Raw genomic sequence first — 19,172 nt, forward strand, 5'->3', positions numbered from 1 at the left:
CATGCCCATCCCCGTCCGTAGCCTTTACCCGAACTCCGATGCCGGAGCCCGGGACCATGGGGCCTTAATCCGCCTTTCGGCGGGCTATTCCCCAGACGGGGGCAGGTTGCATACGCGTTACGCACCCGTGCGCCGGTCGCCGGCGGGCATTGCTGCCCCCGCTGCCCCTCGACTTGCATGTGTTAGGCCTGCCGCTAGCGTTCATCCTGAGCCAGGATCAAACTCTTCGTTGTGAAAAGTTTTTCCTAAAATTTAGTATTCTTAGCGTTTACTATCCTGACTTAAAAGTGCTACTATCCTATTATTTTGTTGTTCAACAAAATTGTCTATTTCCCAACCATTCAAAGAACTTTCATCCCGTTTTGTCCACCAAAACAACTAGTGATTTGGTGAAGCGGGTGCAAAGATACATCCTTTTCGGAAACCTCCAAAAATTATTCGAAATTTTTCGATTTAATTTTTTTTGAGATTGTCTCGCACTGGAGACTCTATTTTGCGATTATATTAGAGAACATTTTTTTCGCTGAAAGCGGATGCAAATATAGGATAGGAGACCCTTTGTACCAAATGTTTTAAAAAAATATTAACGTTTTTAACAAAGATTAAAACAAGAATCTGACTATCAACAGATTTTGCTTGGAACACCCTAGTCTCCTTTGGCGATTACAACAATAATATTGATATTTACACCAGTATTTCACCATAAGTTATATAGGTAATTTTAATCATCAACCACTTAAATTGCTTACAATGCCTGAAAAACTTGTTATCATTCCTACCTACAATGAAAAGGAAAATGCAGAAAACATTATTAGAAAGGTGTTTTCACTTCAGGGCGATTTCCATACCTTAATAATAGATGATGGCTCTCCTGATGGAACTGCACAAATTGTAAAAAATCTGCAGAATGAATTTTCAGGTAAGCTTCACCTTGTTGAACGAGCAGGAAAACTCGGATTAGGAACTGCTTATATTGCCGGATTTAAGTGGGCCATGGATCATGATTATGAGTTTGTTTTTGAGATGGATGCTGACTTTTCACACAATCCCGATGACCTTCTTCGCCTCTACTCCGCCTGCAAAGAGGGCGCAGACATTGCCGTTGGGTCAAGATACAAAACAGGTGTAAATGTGGTAAACTGGCCCATGTCTCGCGTACTAATGTCCTACTTCGCTTCGGCCTACGTGCGGATTGTTACCGGCATGGATATTAGAGATACAACTGCGGGTTTTAAATGCTATACCGCTAAGGTTCTTAAGGCCATTGACTTTGACAAGATCAAAATGAAGGGATACGGCTTTCAGGTAGAAATGAAATTTACAGCGTGGAAGTTAGGGTTTAACATTGTTGAGGTACCCATTATATTTACTGACAGAAAAATAGGTGCGTCAAAGATGAGCGGTGGAATTTTTGGTGAGGCATTCTGGGGTGTAATTAAGCTAAAGGTTGGAAGCTGGTTCAGAACATACACAAGAAAAGTATAGCAATTATATAAGACTGAAATATGGGAAAGTTTTGGCTTAGAAATGCCCTTGTTGTAAACGAGGGTAAAAAGCAGCTGCTGAATATCCTTATTAATGGGGATACTATTTCTGCAATAGAGCCCTCGAGCCCATATAGAAATGAAGATTCAATTGAGACAATAGATCTTAAGGGTAAGCTGCTGATACCCGGCATAATTGACGATCAGGTCCACTTGCGGGAACCCGGACTCACGCACAAGGAGACCATACATGGAGGCTCACTTGCGGCGGCAGCTGGTGGCGTAACCTCCTTTATGGAGATGCCTAATACCAAACCACCAACCACCAACCTCGATGAACTTCACAAGAAGTTTGAAATCGCCTCCAAAGATTCGCTGGTGAATTACTCCTTTTATTTTGGGGCAACCAACGACAATTCTGAATTAATAGGTGGCCTCGACCCTAAAACCGTATGTGGAATAAAGGTATTCATGGGTTCATCAACGGGCAATATGCTGGTGGACGATGCTAAAACCCTGAGCGCAATTTTTGCCGAGGCGCCAATGTTGGTAGCAACACACTGCGAGGAAGAATCTATCATCCAAAACAACTTGAAGAGTTTTAGGGCAAAGTATGGCGAAGACATTCCTTTTAATTACCACCCTTTAATTCGATCGCATGAGGCTTGCATTAGGTCGACCGACAAGGCTGTTGCGCTTGCCAACAGGTATAACACTCGGCTCCACGTGCTGCACCTCTCCACAGCCGAAGAACTAGCCCTCTTCACCACTGGTAAGTTGGGTGAAAAAAAGATTACAGCTGAAGTGTGCGTTCACCACCTCTGGTTCAACGACACCAACTACGATGCTCTTGGTGCAAAAATTAAGTGGAATCCAGCCATCAAAACTGAGGCTGACAGGATTGCTTTGCTGCGTGGACTTATTGATGGAAAGCTTGATGTGGTAGCAACAGATCATGCACCCCATACCCTAGAAGAGAAAAATCAGAAATACTTTCAATCTCCTTCAGGAGGCCCGCAGCTGCAGCACTCCTTGGTGGCAATGCTAGAGCTGGCTAAGCAAGGGTATTTCACCGTAGAGCAGGTTGTTGAAAAGATGTGCCACAACCCTGCAATTGCATTTCACGTTGAGAAAAGAGGATTTATAAGAGAGGGATACTTTGCCGACCTTGTGGTGGTAGACCTTGACTCGCCTTGGTCGGTCTCGACAAATAATCTAGCCTACCAATGCGGATGGTCACCATTTGAAGGAACCACCTTTGGCAGCAAGGTGACCCACACCTTTGTTAATGGAAAACTTGTATACCAAAACGGGGCCTACTCCTACCTCGATGACACCCCAGCTATGGCTCTTACCTTCAATCGCTAAAGGGATATCGCTTGATAAGTCCCAGTATCCACCAAAACCCGTAAGGTTCGTCTGGTTTTTTGGAGCATATAAACCCTTCTACCAGAAGTAATCCTTTCGGCCTCCTCATCACGGAAGTTCCGAATTGTAAAAAGTTCCAGATTCTCGTTGTAGAGAACGATGAACTTAGCCTTAAGTTCGGCAAGTGCCGGTTGAATGTAGCGCTTAACACCCTCGACCACAACAGAAATGCTAATGGCTGAATTTTGTATCATGCTAACTTTAACCCTGTTTCTCGAAAGAATGACAAAGACCTCGCTCAGACTCTCCTCCAGCGCAAAAGACAAATCCTTTGGACGGATAGTTATGAGAACTTGGTTGGGCTTAAGCACGTAGACAGGAACTTCACCTGAAGTTGCCGTGGCATCAATTACTGTTCCATCGGCAGCAGGGTTTACAAACGATTTTACAAAAAGCGGTATACTGAGATTTTGCAGCGGCTTAATGGTTTTCGGGTGTATAATCTGAGCTCCAAAATAGGATAGCTCCACTGCCTCTTGATATGAGACAGAAGGCAGCAGAACGGTATTGTTAAATAGCTTCGGATCGGCATTCAAAATTCCAGGAACATCCTTCCAAATGGTCACCGATTGAGCATTGGTAACGCTGGCAAGCACTGCCGCGGTGTAGTCTGAACCCTCCCGTCCCAAAGTTGTAGTGTAACCCTCGGCGTTGCCACCAATAAATCCCTGAATAAGGAGTATTTGTTCGCTTCTCTCCAACTCCATGCTCATACGCTGTGCCGTTTCATCGAAGTTGACCCCTGCTTCACGGTTGTTGCTGTCGGTAACTATCAGCTTACGGGCATCTAGCAAATTTATGCTGGCTCCCTCTTGTTTCAGATATCCATAGACTATAGATGTAGAAAGGATCTCTCCATACGAAACCAGCTGGTCGTAGCAAAAGTCATAGGAGCCTTTAAGTTTACCAGCCATCAGCGAGCGAATTTCTACAAAAAGTGGTGCTAAAATTGCTTCGGCCTTTGCCGCCGTTAGCAGTCCAGTAGCAATAGCATAATGTTCCTGCTCAATTTTAGTAAGTTGCTCCTCCTGGACCTGGCTATTGTCAATATACATATTTAAAAGCGTCTCCAGTGCATTGGTAGTTTTTCCCAAAGCCGAAACCACCACCATCAACCTACCAGGACAAGCACGAGCTATGTCGTTTAAATTTCTAATTCCCTCTGCTGAGCGAACAGAGGCGCCTCCAAACTTATAAACTTTCATCCTTAAATATCTGTTTTTTGGTAAATGTAATCTAGGTGAATGAAAATAACGACCCTCATGATCTGTTTATTACATCACTATTGACCTACAGACCGCTAGCTATAGCGAGTGGCTTGGTTTCCGGTGCAACGGTAGTGGTAAAACAACTGGATTTCATCGTTAGCCAAAACTTTTCGCGATAACTATCAGGTTTTCTGAAGTGTTAAACTGTTTTAAAACAGAGGTAAAGTTGCAATAAATTCTGTGTTTTTTTTCATTCCAGCCCAAAATAACTACCTTTAGCACACTTTTGAATCCAGCTGGTTTTATGTTATGAAAGGATACAAGATAAAGACCCTAACTGGGTTCATTATTGAACGTCAGGCTGACTTTCCTTACGCAAAGGGTGAATTAACTAGGCTCCTATACCATGTTGGCGTTGCTGCCAAAATTGTAAACAAGAAGGTCAACAAAGCAGGACTAGTGGACATACTTGGTGAAGCAGGAGACGTTAACGTTCAAGGAGAAGAGCAGAAAAAGCTCGACGTTTTTGCCAATGACCAGTTCATTGCCACTCTCCGCTCTAGCGGGGAATGCTGTGGAATTGCCTCGGAAGAAAATCAGGAGATCATAACCTTCGACGACGATCTAGCAAGAGATGGCAACTATATCTTTTGCATGGACCCCTTAGATGGATCATCGAACATTGATGTGAACGTATCCATCGGAACTATTTTTTCCATTTACCGCCGTATAAGCCCCCGTGGAGAGCACGCCACTATAGACGACTTTCTGCAACCGGGCACCAAGCAAGTTGCAGCAGGCTACGTTATCTACGGCTCCTCTACCATGCTGGTTTACACCACAGGAAGAGGAGTTTTTGGTTTCACATTGGATGCTTCGATTGGTGAATTTTGCCTCAGCCATCACGACATTAAAACCCCTGTTGACGGAGGAATTTATTCCATTAACGAGGGAAATGAGCTAGAATTTCCGCAGGGAGTTGCAAACTACATTGCATACTGCAAAGCAAGCGACAAGGAGAGCGGAAGACCGTATTCCGCCCGTTATATAGGCTCGCTGGTTTCCGACTTCCACCGGAATTTGCTTAAAGGAGGAATATTCATCTATCCCCCTACCCTTAAGGCTCCTGAAGGCAAACTACGGTTGCTCTACGAATGCAACCCCATTGCCTTTCTGGCTGAGCAAGCTGGAGGGAAAGCCACTACTGGTAGCCAGAGAATTTTGGAGATTATACCCAAATCGTTACACCAGCGAGTTTCGTTTGTCACCGGATCGTTAAATATGGTGGACAAGGCCATGGAGTTCATGAATGCCGAACAAAAAAAGTAAGTCCTACCCGAAACAGTCAAATGAGCTGCCAGTAAATAACAAAAAATAGTATCGATGTCGCAAAGCGACTTTACGTCCCTTTTTTCTAAAAGCACCGCAATTCAAGAGCTGGCAAGAGTATCTGCCGGGGAAAATTCCCATATTTTGCTTACAAGCCTTCCAGGCTCGGCTGTGGCACTTGCTGCAGCACATACCATCTCCAACGGAAACTACCTGTTTCTCCTAGGTGATAAAGAGGAAGCCGCGTACCTATACAACGACCTGTGCAATCTACTTCCAGCAGAGGAGATTATCTTCTTCCCCTCCAGCTATAAGCGTTCTATCCAGTTTGGAGTTTCTGACCCCTCTGGCATAATTCAACGAACTGGAGTTTTAAGCCGGATGAAGCTGTCGCAAAATGATGCCATCGGCCTACGCCTGATTATTGTCTCCTACCCTGAAGCGCTCTCCGAAAAAATTCCTGCCCAGGAGCAGATGGATAAAAACACCCTAGTGCTCTCAGTAGGCGAGAAAATATCCATTACTTTCACCGTTGAAGTGCTGCAGGAGTATGGATTTGAGCGTGTAGATTTTGTTTTTGAACCTGGACAATACTCTGTGCGCGGAGGCATTGTGGATGTTTTTTCCTATTCCAATAGCCGACCCTACCGGATCGATTTCTTTGGAGATGAGGTAGAATCCATTCGGGAGTTCGACATCGAATCGCAGCTCTCCAGCAACAAGGTCAACAAGATTGCCATTGTTCCCCACGTAAGCGCTGAACTCGACGGCGAAAAAATGGTATCGCTACTGAAATATTTGGGCCACAACACCCATATTTGGTTAAAAGATGGAGCGCTCTTCACCGAAAAAGTTGCTACGCTTTACCAGCTAACGGAGGAGTCGAGAGAGCGTGTGGAGGACAGCCCTGGATGGCGGCATAAAGGCAGCGTGCTAATTACTGACAAAGATTTTAAATCAGTAGTTACGAAGAGCCCGCTTGTTGAGTTTGGCCAGCATCCCCTGTTTCGAGATGGGATAACCATTGACTTCAACATGGCTCCACAGCCATCGTTCAATAAAAATTTTGACCTTCTTGCCAAGAATCTAGAAGAGTCGAACCAAAACGGATACACCACCTACATCCTTTCTGACAACGAAAACCAAACAAAACGTTTGCAGGAGGTAATTGCACAAACCTGTAAGGAACCTGTAACGGTGGAGTTTATCAAGGTAAATATTCACGAAGGGTTTATTGACAAGGAGTTGAAGCTGGCGTGCTATACCGACCATCAGCTATTTGAACGTTACCATCGATTTAAAATTAAAGGGGAGTATAACCGCAACGAAGCGCTCACAATTCAGGATATTAATAACCTGCAACAGGGTGATTATGTGGTGCATATTGACCACGGAATTGGAACCTTCGCCGGACTGGTAAGAACCAATGAGAATGGACGGATCCAGGAGGCAGTACGGCTTGTGTATCGCGACAGCGACGTGTTGCTTGTAAATATTCACAACCTTCATCGGATTTCAAAATTCAGGGGTAAAGACGGCGAGCCACCCAAAATTAATAAGCTTGGCTCCGGAGCATGGCAGAAGCTAAAGCAGACCACCAAGAAAAAGGTTAAGGATATTGCCAAAGACCTCATTGTCCTTTACGCTGAAAGAAAAGCGCAGCAGGGCTTTGCCTTTTCCGCCGACACATACATGCAGCAGGAGCTGGAAGCTTCGTTCATTTACGATGACACCCCTGACCAACTAAAGACTACAAAAACAGTTAAGGAAGATATGGAGCAGGCCATTCCAATGGATAGACTTGTTTGCGGTGATGTTGGCTTTGGGAAGACGGAAATTGCAATCCGCGCCGCCTTTAAGGCTGTGGCCGATAGCAAGCAGGTGGCCATTTTGGTTCCCACCACCATTCTCGCCCTACAACATTACAAAACATTCAAAAACAGGTTGGCCAATTTCCCCTGCAAAATAGACTATGTGAGCCGTCTCCGATCGTCAAAGGAACAAAAAGCCACCCTTGGTGAGGTTGCTGACGGCAAGGTGGATATCATTATTGGTACGCATAAGCTGCTGGGAAAGGAGATAAAATTTAAGGACTTAGGGCTACTCGTGATTGATGAGGAGCAAAAATTCGGAGTTAGCGCTAAAGAGAAGCTACGCCAGCTGAAGAAAAGCGTCGATACGCTAACCCTAACGGCAACACCAATCCCGCGCACGTTGCAATTTTCGCTCATGGGTGCCCGCGACCTGTCTATCATTTATACACCACCACCCAATAGATACCCAATTGCCACAGAGCTGCATGTGTTCAACGAGACCATCATCCGCGATGCCATAAACTACGAGCTCGACAGAGGAGGGCAAGTATTCTTCCTGCACAACAGGGTGGCCAACATTCTAGAAATTGAAAACTACATTAAACGGCTGTGCCCTACTGTAAAAACCATTGTTGCCCATGGACAGATGGATGGAGCGCTCCTGGAAAAAACAATGCTTGCCTTTATTGAGGGCGAGTACGATGTGCTGGTGTCCACCACCATTATCGAGGCAGGATTGGACATTCCAAATGCAAACACCATAATTATTAACAATGCCCACATGCATGGGCTAAGCGACCTGCACCAGCTACGAGGTAGAGTTGGCCGGACAAACCGAAAAGCCTTCTGCTACCTTCTTGCGCCTCCACCAGCAACACTCACTAGCGAAGCACGCCGACGGCTAAAAGCAATTGAGGAGTTTTCCGACTTAGGCAGCGGTTTCAACATTGCCATGCAGGATCTCGAAATTAGGGGGGCAGGAAACCTCTTGGGTGGAGAGCAAAGTGGATTTATTGCCGACATTGGGTTTGAAACCTACCATAAGATTCTCAACGAGGCCATTCAGGAGATGAAGGAGGAAGAGTTCAAGGATCTCTTTAAGGAGGAGATGGAGAAGCAGCTGGAAGAGGGAACTCACAACTTTATTCAGGATTGTCATATTGAAACCGATATGGATATAATGCTACCCGACGGCTATATAGGAAGCACCACCGAAAAAATAAAACTCTACCGCGAACTTGATAGCTTAAAAGATGAAGACGCTGTGTGGAAATTTGAGACCATGCTCACCGACCGATTCGGAACTCCGCCAACACAAGTGAACGAACTGCTAAATGTAGTACGGCTGAGATGGAACGCAATGAAGCTTGGATTCGAGAAGGTGATTCTGAAGAATGGCTTCATGGTGGCAAACTTCATTGGCAACCAAACATCTCCCTTTTACTCTTCGAATGCGTTTGCCGCTACCATGGCATATGTTCAGCACAATTCCAAACGGTTTAAAATGAAGGAGACTACCAGCAAACTTTCTCTCGTAGTTCAGAATACCCGAACGGTGGAAGAGGCCCTCGCTCTCACAACTAAAATGTTGGAGGTCATTTATTCTGATAAAGATTCTGTCAACCATATTTCACCAACTCCGAAGCAATGAACCTCGTTGTCGATATTGGAAATACGCGGGTAAAAGCAGCCACTTACCAGAAGGGGGCGGTAGTCAATCAGCTTGCCGTGGGTTATGAAAGTCTAATTCAGCTAATAAGTTGGATTGAGAGCCAAGCATCCTACTCTGGGGCCATTGTTTCTACAGTAAAGGAGCAATCCGATGCTACTACTCAGAAAATTATAGCTGCGCTGCCAGTAGAGCCAATCTTTCTTTCACATACCACTCCAATTCCCATAAAGAATTGCTATACAACACCGGAAACCTTAGGCAACGATCGGCTTGCTGCCGCAGTGGCTGCTCACAGCCTGTTTCCCAACAATAACGTTTTGGTTATCGACATTGGCACGGCAATAACCTATGACCTAACAAACAGCCTTGGAGAATTTCTTGGAGGTAACATTTCACCAGGCATTGCACTGAGGTTAAAATCGCTCCATAGCTTTACCTCAAAGTTACCCCTAGTTGAGGCAAACTTTCGGGCTCCCCGTATTGGTAAAAATACGGAGGAGGCAATCCAAAGTGGCGTTTACCAAGGAATTCTTTCTGAAATTGATGGTTTTATTGAAATTATCAGTCGCGAAGTTGGCAGATTAATGATTATTTTGACTGGAGGAGATGCAAACTATTTTGTAGAAAATTTGAAAAATCCCATCTTTGTCAACCTCAATATCGTAATTGACGGCCTAAATATTATTTTAGAATACAATAAAAATGCGAGAAACGACTAAAGTAATTGCGTTCCCCGTTTTTTTCGTTGGAGTAGGCCAATCAAAATTACCGCTCCAAGGCAGTAAAAGGATTCTGCAGAATCTACTTGTTAATTTTATGGGTGATATCGTAAGTTGTGTTTATCAAGGTAGTGAAAAACAAGCAGAATACAGTATCAACAACCTGAATTATGTTCCCTTAGAAAATACCATAGAAGGCTTTGGATTAAATTCCGTAACTTCAACCATAGTTTTTGGCGGGAAAAAGGGCTTAGTAAAATATTGTAACACTGCCAGTGGAAATAATAAGCTGGTTGAAATTGGACAGAACAATCCAAGGGTAAAAGATTGTTTAACAGAATTTACCAATGTTCACATAACTTTTAGAGCATTGCATCCGTTTAATAACTCGATATCAACACATAACGCTTGGCAGGAGAACAAAAATAGCAGAATGCGAAACCATAATTGGCTTATTGGGTATATAAATTTTGCTCAGCAGGCTAGTGTTTATGTGTCTTTAACTAACGAACAACCATTGTAACCAATTAGTAATTAACGTCAAATATGATGACAATGAAAACAAAAAAATTACTCTTTTTTCTGTTTGCTCTGGCCCTACCTATGTTGTCTGTGGCTCAGATGAACATTAAAGACCCCAAAGATCCAAAATACGGTAGTGATAGCACCTCCCGCGTAAACTGTTTAATTAATCTTTCACTCTATGGTGAATTCATTAAGCAGGGCGACTTCCATGATGCTAGAAAGCCTTGGATAAAGGTGTTTACCCAATGTCCAGCCGCCAGCTTAAATACCTACATCAATGGAGCAAGGATATACAAGGACTTTATCGACAACTCAACCGATGCCTCCAAAAAGAGTATGTATCTTGATACACTAATGTTAATTTACGATAGACGCATTGCCAACTTTGGCCGTAGGGGTTATGTGCTCGGAAGAAAAGCAATGGATTTCATACGTTACTATCCAGACAGTTTAGAAGCTGGCTATAAAATGCTAAACGAGTCTGTATCCCTTGACCAAGGTAAATCTGAAGAGATTGTTCTGGCCATCCGCTTTCAGGTTGCCTTGCAGCTATACACTAATAAAGTGCTCACTGCTGACGATGTTCTTAATCTCTATACCGAAAGCGAAGGTTATCTAACCAACCAGCTTGCAGCCAAACCCGATGATAAGTCTATCCTGAATGTAAAAGAGACCCTTGAGCAGCAATTTGCCTCGAGCGAGGTTGCCTCCTGCGACAATTTGGTTAACCTTTTTGCCCCTAAGTTTAAGGCAACCCCAGACGATATAGACCAAGACAAGAGGATAGTTGCCATGCTTTCAGCCAAGAGCTGTAAGGATCCACTGCTGTACGACGCCAGTGAAAAGGTATACGCTGCACAACCCACCTCTGACGCAGCCTACAATCTTGGAAAAATGTTTGAAATCAAGGGAGATTATACCAAGGCCGCCCAATACTTTAAAGATGCAATCAATAACCAACCCGATCCTAAAGAAAAATCAAAAATCGATGTGGTTCTTGGCATGCTGTACAACAGGGAACTTAACGACAAGCCAACAGCTAGAGGTTATGCCTATGACGCAATTAAAGCTGATCCAACTAACGGATACGCCTACATTCTCCTCGGCAATATATATGTGGATGTCAAAAATTGTGGCGATGATGCTTTTGCTAAATCGGCAATTTACTGGCTGGCTGTTGACAAATATAACAAAGCAAAGCAGGTTGACCCATCTCTTTCTGAGGAAGCCACTAAGCTTATTGATACCTATAGTCAATACTTTCCGAGAAAAGAAGATGTGTTCTTCCACGGTCTTGCTGCCGGACAATCGTACACTATTGGATGTTGGATCAACGAAACAACAACCGTTAGGTAACTACATTATTTATCCTTAGTGAAAAGATTTTTGATTCATCTTTTGAAGGTTGCAGCCTTTTGCGGGGCTGCATCCTTCATTATTTCCTGCACCAACGACCTGGATGTCGTTAATTCTCTTAGTGTAGACGAAAATCAGGCAACTCAAACAGGCAAGCACATAACCACCTTATACTCAGAAGGTGGAAAAATTAAGGTTAAAATGATAAGCCCCGTTCTTCAACGATTTGAGAACGCAGAGGACCCAAAAACCATTTTTCCTAAAGGCCTTGAAATATTTTTCTACGACCAAAACAATAAGATATCATCCTCCCTTGTCTGCAATTATGCCATCTACTACGAGGCACAAAAACTGTGGGAGGCACGCAACAACGTTATTGGCAAAAACACCAAAGGGGAGACCCTGAATACAGAGCGGCTTTTCTGGAATGAGAAAACACGCAGAATATATTCCAATGACTTCACCACCGTTAAGAGTGTTGATGGGAGTGTTTACCGTGGGAATAAGTTTGAGTCAGATGACCACTTCGAAAACTACACACTATCCGGCTTTTCCGGAGACATAAATATTAAAAATGAATAACAAGCTTGGAAAGTTAATACTTGGCCTGTGGTTAGTATTGGCCATTGCCTGCTTCGTGTTTGGAGTATACCAAACGCTAGAACAAGGTTTTGGACAAAGCTACATGTTTTTTATATTAGGCACCATTTCACTGATTATGTTCTATATTAGACGCATAGTGATGAGAAAAGTGTCAAAGTAAAGCATGGAAAGCATGTGGAACCAAATAGTGGTGATTCTCCTATCTCTATTCTTTAGTGCCTTCTTCTCTGGGGTTGAAATTGCTTTTATTTCAGCAAATCGGTTAAAGCTGGAGCTGGATCGAAAGAAAGGTGCGCTTGGAGCAAGAATTATAGAGTTGTTTGCAAGGCACCCCGCCCAATTCATAGCCACCATGCTGGTTGGCAACAACATTGCATTGGTGGTTTATGGTATTGAGATGGCCAACGTGCTGGAACCCTTTCTTAAAATTTACTTCTCTTCGGAGGCGGCACTCCTAACCCTAAAAACCATACTCTCCACAATTGTTATCCTTTTTACTGCAGAATTTTTACCTAAAGCACTTTTCCGGCTCAACCCCAATGCCATTCTTACATTCTTCTCCTTCCCAATCACCATCCTTTATGTTCTCTTTTACCCACTTGCAAAGCTTTCAACCACACTTTCCCTATTTATCCTTCGCCTATTTTTTAGGGTTAGAATACACGATACAAAGCATAAAAGGCTGTTCGACAAAATTGAACTCTCCGACCTCATTAGCGAAACATCTTCGAAGAAGGCTGAGGTTACTGGTCATGAGCAGCATGACATTAAAATTTTCAGGAACGCCTTGGGGTTCCAAGACTTGAAGGTAAGGGAGTGCATGATTCCTCGAACCGAAATTGAGGGGGTGGATTTGGTAGCGGACCTTGAGGAGATCCGAAGTGCCTTTATCCGAACCAACTTTTCCAGGTTGCTGGTATTTCAGGAATCGCGCGATAACATTATAGGGTACCTAAACTCGAAGGATCTATTTCATAACCCTGAAAACATTCAAAAAATGTTGAAGGCAGTGGATTTCATCCCAGAAACAATGCCTGCCCACAAGCTGCTTACCAACCTTATTAAATCGCGCCAGAATCTGGCCATTGTAGTGGATGAGTTTGGAGGAACCGCAGGTATGGTGACCTTGGAAGACCTCATGGAAGAGATATTTGGTGAAATTGAGGACGAGCACGACTCCGACGATTTGGTTGAAAAAAAGTTGAGCGAAAGCCAGTTTGTATTTTCAGGACGATTGGAGGTTGACTACCTTAATGAGACCTACCTACTCAATATTCCCGAGACTGATGACTACGAAACCATCGCAGGATTTCTGATTTTCCAAAACGAAAGCATCCCAGCACAGGGAGATACCATAAACACTGAAGGATTTCGTGTGAAGGTTTTAAAAATGTCGGGAACACGAATCGACCTTGTTCACCTCACCTTGCTTGAAAAATCGTAGCCAATAACCATGCATAATGGTAGCTGAAGTTGGCTATGATGTGTAAACTACTCTTTTTTTTGCCTTAAATGAAAAGGCAAAAATGAAAATTGCTATATTCGTAACCTCATATTTTTGAAAGTAAATCATAAATTATAAGCTAAATGGCTACACTACAAAAACTCAGGAACAAAGCTGGCGTGCTCGTTGCCTCAGTTATTGGTCTTTCTCTTCTCGCATTTATCCTTAGTGACTTTTTAAGTTCTGGGAAAGCGCTATTCTCCAAACAGGACAACATGGTTGGTCAAATTGCTGGAGAAAACATTTCCTACCAAGATTATCTAGCCTTGGTTACTCAACTTGAAGATAATCAAAAGGCAAATACTAACCAAACCAGCGTTCCCGAAGCTCAAATGCAACAGCTCCGCGATTATGCATGGAAATCATTGGTAGAAAAGTACACCATCCAAAAGGAGATTGCAAAAGTTGGTGTATCCATCTCCCCCGAAGAGTTGTTTGACCTCGTGCAGGGAAAAAATCCTTCTCCACTGGTAAGTCAATACTTTACCAATCCAAAAACTGGTGAGTTTGATAGAAACGGAGTAATTAATTTTCTGAAGAACATGGAGTCCAACCCGAAGGCAAAACAGGCTTGGCTGGCTCTTGAGAAGGAGATTATCAAGTCACAACTGCAGAATAAATACCAAACCCTAATAGCCAAGGGCATGTACGTTACAAGCCTGCAAGCCAAGGAGGCGGTCAACGATTTGGATCACAAAGTTTCTTTCACGTATATCGGCAAACCGTATACCTCCATTTCGGATTCTTCCATTACTGTTTCGGAGAGCGAGGTAAAAGATTACTACAAGGCTCACCAGAGTTCATATCAACAAACCGCCTCAAGAGATATCGACTATCTTGTTTTTCCAATTGTTCCGTCACAGGAGGACTATGCAAAGGCAAAAGAGACGGTTGACAAGCTTGCACCTGAATTTAAGGCTGCTGCAGATCCTATGCAATTTGTAACCCTCAACTCTCAAAGAGATGATGACAATCACTTCTACAAACCAGCTGAACTGGATGGACAAGTTGCAGAATTTGTAAAAACTGCCAAGAAAGAGGACATGCTCGGCCCTATTTTCGAGAACGATATCTATAAGATTTATCGTCTTGTAGATTCAAAAATGATTCCTGACTCCGTTAAGGCTCGCCAAATTGTTATTCGACCAGACCAGAATACGCAAGATGCTTACAATAGCGCAAAATCCCTAGCCGATAGCCTCATGGCAGTGATTAAAAAGGGTGGAAACTTTGCCGACATAGCTAGAAAATATTCTGCCGATAATCAAACCTCTGCAAACGGTGGTGAAATTGGATGGTTTAAGGAAATTGACAAGAACCCCATTGTTGCTGCTTGTTTTAATGCCAAGAAGGGTGAGGTTGTTTCGGTGGAGGCGCAGGATGGAATCCACATTCTTCAGGTTGAAGATAAGGGCCCAGAAGTGAAGAAATACCAACTTGCCACAGTTGAAATTGATGTAGTGCCTAGCGACCGTACCTATCAGGACATCTATTCCAATGCAAGTAAGTTTGTTGCCGAGTATAACTCCTTCGACAAATTTGAGAAGGCAAGTAACGAGCCCAAATACGCCCAAGAAAAACGCGTTGCCAATAATATTAAGGAAAATGACAAGACCATTGCTGGTCTTGATAAACCAAGAGATATTATTCGGTGGGCCTTCAAGTCAGAAAAGGGTGATGTTTCCCCTGTATTTGAGCTAGGCGACCAATTTGTGGTTGCAACCCTCACCGCAGTTAGAGAAGAGGGAACAACCCCGCTTGAATCGGTAAAAAACGAAATTGAATATCAGGTGAAGAAGGAAAAGAAAGGTGATCTACTTGCTAAGCAGCTGCTAGAGGCTTCCAACGGTGTAACCAGCATTGAAGCGCTTGCCTCCAAGCTTAACCTTACGCCAATGGATGCTGCCAACATTTCTTTTTCTTCCTACGTTGTTCCTGGCGCAGGAATTGAACCCAAGCTAATAGCAGCAGTAAGTATTGCCGAAAAGGATCAGATGTCGAAGCCGGTAATTGGATCGAACGCCGTTTACATGTTCAAAATTAACCAGGTAAACAACGATTCCACTATGACAGTGAAGGATGCCCAACAACGACTAATGATGATGTTTGGCAACTTTGCTTATAGGTCAGCAGCACAAGCAATTGAAGATGCTGCTCACATAAAAGATAAACGTTCGAAATTCTTTTAGACGAGTATTTCAATGTAAAAAAAAAGGGACCCAAACGGTCCCTTTTTCTTTTTTCATCTAATGAGATGCAGTACTAAGAAAGTAGCCTCTTTACCAACTCTGAAATGGCTCTACCCTCGGCCTTCCCAGCCAGTTCTTTGCTAGCAATACCCATTACTTTTCCCATATCTTTAGCCGTTTGAGCACCCACGCGGGCTATAATTTCCTTTACGGCCTTATCGAGCTCCTCTGGAGAGATTTGAGCGGGCAAAAACTCCTCAATAACTTTTGCTTCAAAGAGCTCCTTTTCCGCAAGTTCTGGTCGGTTTTGCTGAGTGTATATTTCGGCTGATTCCTTCCTCTGCTTTACTTGCTTCTGTAGCATCTTTAACTCATCGTCGGGGGTAACAACATACTGAATTCCCTTTTCTGTTTTCAGCAAAATTACACCGTTTTTTACCGCGCGTAAAGCTTCAAGACGCTCTTTCTGCTTTGCAAGCATCGCCTCCTTGATGGCTTTATTGATTATTTCCTCTAAACTCATAGCGTTTATAATTAGTCAACTTGATCGTGAAGGTACGAATTGTTTGGTTTCAATGGCAACTCGTTATCTTCGGAAAGAGTATACTTCGAAACCGATTCTGTTTTGGAGTATTCCTTATCCTCAAGAACAACATTCTTCCTTACATAGGCTGGTTCCTTTTCGGCTTGCTCTACCGATAGTTCCGACTTGTGAATAGGACCACTAGGCGTTTTTGAAACCGGCCGAGCCTTTCCAGAATCGGCGAGTAAATCCTCGGTTAACGTTTTAACCACAAATCCATCTTCCTCAAATACGTCATTGTTAATGCTAAAATCTAAGGCTGCTTGACGAACGTTATCCCTTTCGAAGGTAATAGTCGTTCCAACTTTAGCTTCGGTCAGCGTGTGCTTCTCGCCTTCCAGCGTTATTACGTCCACCGTTTTGGGTTGGCGGGTATATAGCTCAGGTATGCTACTTGTAGCAAATCCTGTGGCAATAATGGTTACGTTCACCTCATCCTCAAGGCTTGCATCAACACCATTGCCCCATATTAGGTCAAGCTCATTGCCTGCAGACCCATGGATGTACTCGGTAATTTGGCTTATCTCGTCCATGGTAACCTCCTTGGTGCCGGAGGTGATGTTGAGCAGGATATTTCTAGCTCCGGATATATCGTTGTTGTTTAGCAAAGGTGATGCCAGCGCAGCCTCAATTGCTCTTACAGCTCTGTTCTCACCCGAAGCTCGTCCGGAACCCATAATTGCAACTCCGGAGTTTGTCATAATAGTTTGCACATCGGCAAAGTCCACGTTGATATAGCCGCTCACCGTAATGATTTCAGCAATACCCTTTGCACCAACCGTCAACACATCATCGGCCTTGGAAAATGCAGCAGACACTGGCAAATCACCATATATCTCCCGTATCTTCTCGTTGTTAATTACCAGCAGAGAATCAACGTGTTGCTGTATTTCGGCAATTCCGTCGAGGGCTTGGGCTATCCTGCGTTTCCCTTCAAATCGGAAGGGAATGGTAACAATGGCAACAGTGAGAATGCCCATGTCCTTGGCCGCCTTTGCAATTATTGGAGCAGCACCTGTTCCAGTGCCGCCACCCATTCCAGCGGTAATAAATACCATCTTGGTGTGCTTGGAGAGCACCCGCTCAATACTTTCAAGATTCTCAATGGCGGCCTGCTTGCCTACATCGGGTTTATTGCCTGCCCCCAATCCCTGAGTAAGGCTCTCACCAAGCTGGATTTTAATAGGAATAGGACTAATGGCTAAAGCCTGAGCATCGGTATTGCACACCACAAAATCCACATCCTTTATCCCCTGCCGAAACATGTGGTTTACGGCATTACTTCCACCTCCTCCAACGCCAATTACCTTAATGATTGACGGACCAGATGGTGCAAGATCGAAATTAATTAAGTCCTCAGCCATAGCTCTATTTTTAAAATTTTATAACATCTTAACCATTACATTTCCGAGTCGTTTTCCTCAAAAATCTCGGTAAATCTTTTTTTCATGTTGTCCAAAATGCCACTCTTTTTGGATTGAGATCTACTTCTCTTTTCCTCGCTACCAACTGCCATTTTTTCTTCCGCTACTTTCACTTGTTCACCTAATGGTAGTTTAGCGGATTCCTCCGTATCTTCAAAACGAGGATTTTCACCGTAGTTTTCAAACCCTTTTAGAACTAATCCAACACCCGTGGAGAATAAAGGTTGATTAATCTCTTCACCTGAATCTGCCGAAAGGTGTTCGTTGGGCTTTCCAATCCGGACATCCATACCCGTTTTAAACTTAATGAGCTGTGGAAGATGACGCAATAACGATCCACCACCGGTGATAACCACACCAGCACTCAACTTATCGGCCACTCCGCTACTCTCAATCTCAAACATAACGGCATCAATAATCTCCTCCATCCTACTCTGAATAATGTATGCCAGTGTGCGGAAACTTATCTCCTTGGGTTCCCTTCCGCTTATGCCAGGGATAGAAACAATTTTATCCTCAGGAGCAAGGTCACCCAAAGCCGATCCAAACTGAACCTTCAATGCCTCGGCCTGACGGAGTAAGATGGAGCAACCCTCCTTAATGTCGTTGGTAATTACATTCCCACCAAATGGAATAACGGCGGTATGTCGCACAACGCCATCGTAATATACAGCAAGGTCGGTAGTGCCACCCCCAATATCCACAAGTGCTACTCCAGCCTCCTTCTCATCATCGGTAAGCACCGCCGCGGCAGAAGCCAAAGGCTCAAGAATCAATTCGCGCACCTTAAGGCCTACCCGGTTGATGCACTTCTCGATATTTTTTGCCGAGGCAATTTGGCCAATAACAATGTGGAAGTTGGCCTCCAACCGACGCCCGGTCATGCCCACCGGATTCTTCACTCCCGACTCATTATCGACCATGAAACTCTGGGGAATTATGTGGATAATCTCCTCTCCTGCATCGAGTGGAATTTTTTGCATATCGAGGATAAGCGCCTGGATATCCTCCTTCTTTATCTCATTCTCTAGCGAGTCGCGGTTTATATAGCCCCGGTTTCGTATGCTCTTTATGTGCTGCCCAGCAATTCCAACAAACACCTCATCGAAAATAATTCCCGACTTAAGCTGAACTTCCTCCACCGTTTGCTGGATAGCATTAACTGTTTCCTCAATATTTAGAACAACCCCCCGCTTGATACCTTTCGACTCAGCCTTACTGTAAGCCAAAATATGTAACTTTCCACTTCGGGTTTTCTTGCCCACCAAGGCAACCACCTTGGTGGTTCCCAAATCAATTGCTGCTACGTACTCATTTTTGTGTGTCATGGCCAT

General features: G+C 43.9%; 15 protein-coding genes and 1 rRNA gene. 11 read left to right on the plus strand and 5 right to left on the minus strand.

Annotation, left to right across the window (positions count from 1 at the left end):
• Window positions 1–233, minus strand: a 16S ribosomal RNA gene (locus VMW01_08900); the annotation flags it as partial.
• A 517-nt stretch (window positions 234–750) separates the two neighbouring features.
• Between VMW01_08900 and VMW01_08905 the strand changes: the two genes are divergently transcribed.
• Window positions 751–1,485: a polyprenol monophosphomannose synthase gene (locus VMW01_08905; GenBank protein ID HUW06368.1), complete on the plus strand. Its 735-nt coding sequence runs from the start codon at window positions 751–753 to the stop codon at window positions 1,483–1,485.
• A gap of 20 nt (window positions 1,486–1,505) precedes the next feature.
• Window positions 1,506–2,852: a dihydroorotase gene (locus VMW01_08910; GenBank protein ID HUW06369.1), complete on the plus strand. Its 1,347-nt coding sequence runs from the start codon at window positions 1,506–1,508 to the stop codon at window positions 2,850–2,852.
• Here the strand turns inward: VMW01_08910 and VMW01_08915 are convergent.
• Window positions 2,849–4,117: an aspartate kinase gene (locus VMW01_08915; protein ID HUW06370.1), complete on the minus strand. Its 1,269-nt coding sequence runs from the start codon at window positions 4,115–4,117 to the stop codon at window positions 2,849–2,851. The two genes, VMW01_08910 and VMW01_08915, sit on opposite strands and share 4 nt — an antisense overlap.
• A 312-nt stretch (window positions 4,118–4,429) precedes the next feature.
• Here VMW01_08915 and fbp point away from each other — a divergent pair, with 312 nt between their 5' ends.
• From fbp to VMW01_08960, 9 genes are all read left to right on the plus strand, one after another.
• Window positions 4,430–5,449 (plus strand): class 1 fructose-bisphosphatase, encoded by a 1,020-nt coding sequence (gene fbp / locus VMW01_08920; protein ID HUW06371.1) that lies wholly within the window; start codon window positions 4,430–4,432, stop codon window positions 5,447–5,449.
• 54 nt (window positions 5,450–5,503) lie between these two features.
• Entirely contained in the window at window positions 5,504–8,914 is a 3,411-nt protein-coding gene (mfd, locus tag VMW01_08925) for a transcription-repair coupling factor (GenBank protein HUW06372.1), read from the plus strand.
• Complete coding sequence (locus VMW01_08930; GenBank protein HUW06373.1) at window positions 8,911–9,654, plus strand: type III pantothenate kinase; 744 nt, start codon at window positions 8,911–8,913, stop codon at window positions 9,652–9,654. The genes mfd and VMW01_08930 overlap by 4 nt, the downstream gene beginning before the upstream one ends.
• Window positions 9,655–9,751: 97 nt before the next feature.
• On the plus strand, window positions 9,752–10,177 hold the full coding sequence (locus tag VMW01_08935) for a hypothetical protein (protein ID HUW06374.1): 426 nt from the start codon (window positions 9,752–9,754) through the stop codon (window positions 10,175–10,177).
• Between the two features lie 32 nt (window positions 10,178–10,209).
• Window positions 10,210–11,535: a hypothetical protein gene (locus tag VMW01_08940; protein ID HUW06375.1), complete on the plus strand. Its 1,326-nt coding sequence runs from the start codon at window positions 10,210–10,212 to the stop codon at window positions 11,533–11,535.
• An 18-nt stretch (window positions 11,536–11,553) separates the two neighbouring features.
• On the plus strand, window positions 11,554–12,117 hold the full coding sequence (gene lptC, locus VMW01_08945; protein ID HUW06376.1) for an LPS export ABC transporter periplasmic protein LptC: 564 nt from the start codon (window positions 11,554–11,556) through the stop codon (window positions 12,115–12,117).
• Entirely contained in the window at window positions 12,110–12,298 is a 189-nt protein-coding gene (locus VMW01_08950; GenBank protein ID HUW06377.1) for a hypothetical protein, read from the plus strand. The genes lptC and VMW01_08950 overlap by 8 nt, the downstream gene beginning before the upstream one ends.
• A gap of 12 nt (window positions 12,299–12,310) precedes the next feature.
• Window positions 12,311–13,582 (plus strand): hemolysin family protein, encoded by a 1,272-nt coding sequence (locus VMW01_08955; GenBank protein HUW06378.1) that lies wholly within the window; start codon window positions 12,311–12,313, stop codon window positions 13,580–13,582.
• A 143-nt stretch (window positions 13,583–13,725) separates the two neighbouring features.
• Complete coding sequence (locus VMW01_08960) at window positions 13,726–15,831, plus strand: SurA N-terminal domain-containing protein (GenBank protein ID HUW06379.1); 2,106 nt, start codon at window positions 13,726–13,728, stop codon at window positions 15,829–15,831.
• A 73-nt stretch (window positions 15,832–15,904) separates the two neighbouring features.
• Here the strand turns inward: VMW01_08960 and VMW01_08965 are convergent, their stop codons facing one another.
• The 3 genes from VMW01_08965 to ftsA are packed head-to-tail and all read right to left on the minus strand — an operon-like array spanning window position 15,905 to window position 19,166.
• Window positions 15,905–16,354 (minus strand): GatB/YqeY domain-containing protein, encoded by a 450-nt coding sequence (locus VMW01_08965; GenBank protein ID HUW06380.1) that lies wholly within the window; start codon window positions 16,352–16,354, stop codon window positions 15,905–15,907.
• Window positions 16,355–16,365: 11 nt separating this feature from the next.
• Window positions 16,366–17,778: a cell division protein FtsZ gene (gene ftsZ / locus VMW01_08970; protein HUW06381.1), complete on the minus strand. Its 1,413-nt coding sequence runs from the start codon at window positions 17,776–17,778 to the stop codon at window positions 16,366–16,368.
• Between the two features lie 35 nt (window positions 17,779–17,813).
• Window positions 17,814–19,166, minus strand: coding sequence for a cell division protein FtsA (gene ftsA, locus VMW01_08975; GenBank protein HUW06382.1), 1,353 nt, complete (start codon window positions 19,164–19,166; stop codon window positions 17,814–17,816).
• Window positions 19,167–19,172: the final 6 nt, after the last annotated feature.

Source organism: Williamwhitmania sp., assembly GCA_035529935.1.
GTDB lineage: Bacteria > Bacteroidota > Bacteroidia > Bacteroidales > Williamwhitmaniaceae > Williamwhitmania.

What these genes read in the sequence shown, in the direction of transcription:
- mfd (HUW06372.1), top strand. Translation starts at nt 5,504, where the DNA reads ATGTCGCAAAGCGACTTTACGTCCCTTTTTTCTAAAAGCACCGCAATT.
- VMW01_08935 (HUW06374.1), top strand. Translation starts at nt 9,752, where the DNA reads ATGGGTGATATCGTAAGTTGTGTTTATCAAGGTAGTGAAAAACAAGCA.
- ftsA (HUW06382.1), bottom strand. Translation starts at nt 19,166, where the DNA reads ATGACACACAAAAATGAGTACGTAGCAGCAATTGATTTGGGAACCACC.
- VMW01_08960 (HUW06379.1), top strand. Translation starts at nt 13,726, where the DNA reads ATGGCTACACTACAAAAACTCAGGAACAAAGCTGGCGTGCTCGTTGCC.
- VMW01_08950 (HUW06377.1), top strand. Translation starts at nt 12,110, where the DNA reads ATGAATAACAAGCTTGGAAAGTTAATACTTGGCCTGTGGTTAGTATTG.
- VMW01_08905 (HUW06368.1), top strand. Translation starts at nt 751, where the DNA reads ATGCCTGAAAAACTTGTTATCATTCCTACCTACAATGAAAAGGAAAAT.
- VMW01_08955 (HUW06378.1), top strand. Translation starts at nt 12,311, where the DNA reads ATGTGGAACCAAATAGTGGTGATTCTCCTATCTCTATTCTTTAGTGCC.
- VMW01_08930 (HUW06373.1), top strand. Translation starts at nt 8,911, where the DNA reads ATGAACCTCGTTGTCGATATTGGAAATACGCGGGTAAAAGCAGCCACT.
- VMW01_08940 (HUW06375.1), top strand. Translation starts at nt 10,210, where the DNA reads ATGAAAACAAAAAAATTACTCTTTTTTCTGTTTGCTCTGGCCCTACCT.
- VMW01_08915 (HUW06370.1), bottom strand. Translation starts at nt 4,117, where the DNA reads ATGAAAGTTTATAAGTTTGGAGGCGCCTCTGTTCGCTCAGCAGAGGGA.
- fbp (HUW06371.1), top strand. Translation starts at nt 4,430, where the DNA reads ATGAAAGGATACAAGATAAAGACCCTAACTGGGTTCATTATTGAACGT.
- VMW01_08965 (HUW06380.1), bottom strand. Translation starts at nt 16,354, where the DNA reads ATGAGTTTAGAGGAAATAATCAATAAAGCCATCAAGGAGGCGATGCTT.
- VMW01_08910 (HUW06369.1), top strand. Translation starts at nt 1,506, where the DNA reads ATGGGAAAGTTTTGGCTTAGAAATGCCCTTGTTGTAAACGAGGGTAAA.
- ftsZ (HUW06381.1), bottom strand. Translation starts at nt 17,778, where the DNA reads ATGGCTGAGGACTTAATTAATTTCGATCTTGCACCATCTGGTCCGTCA.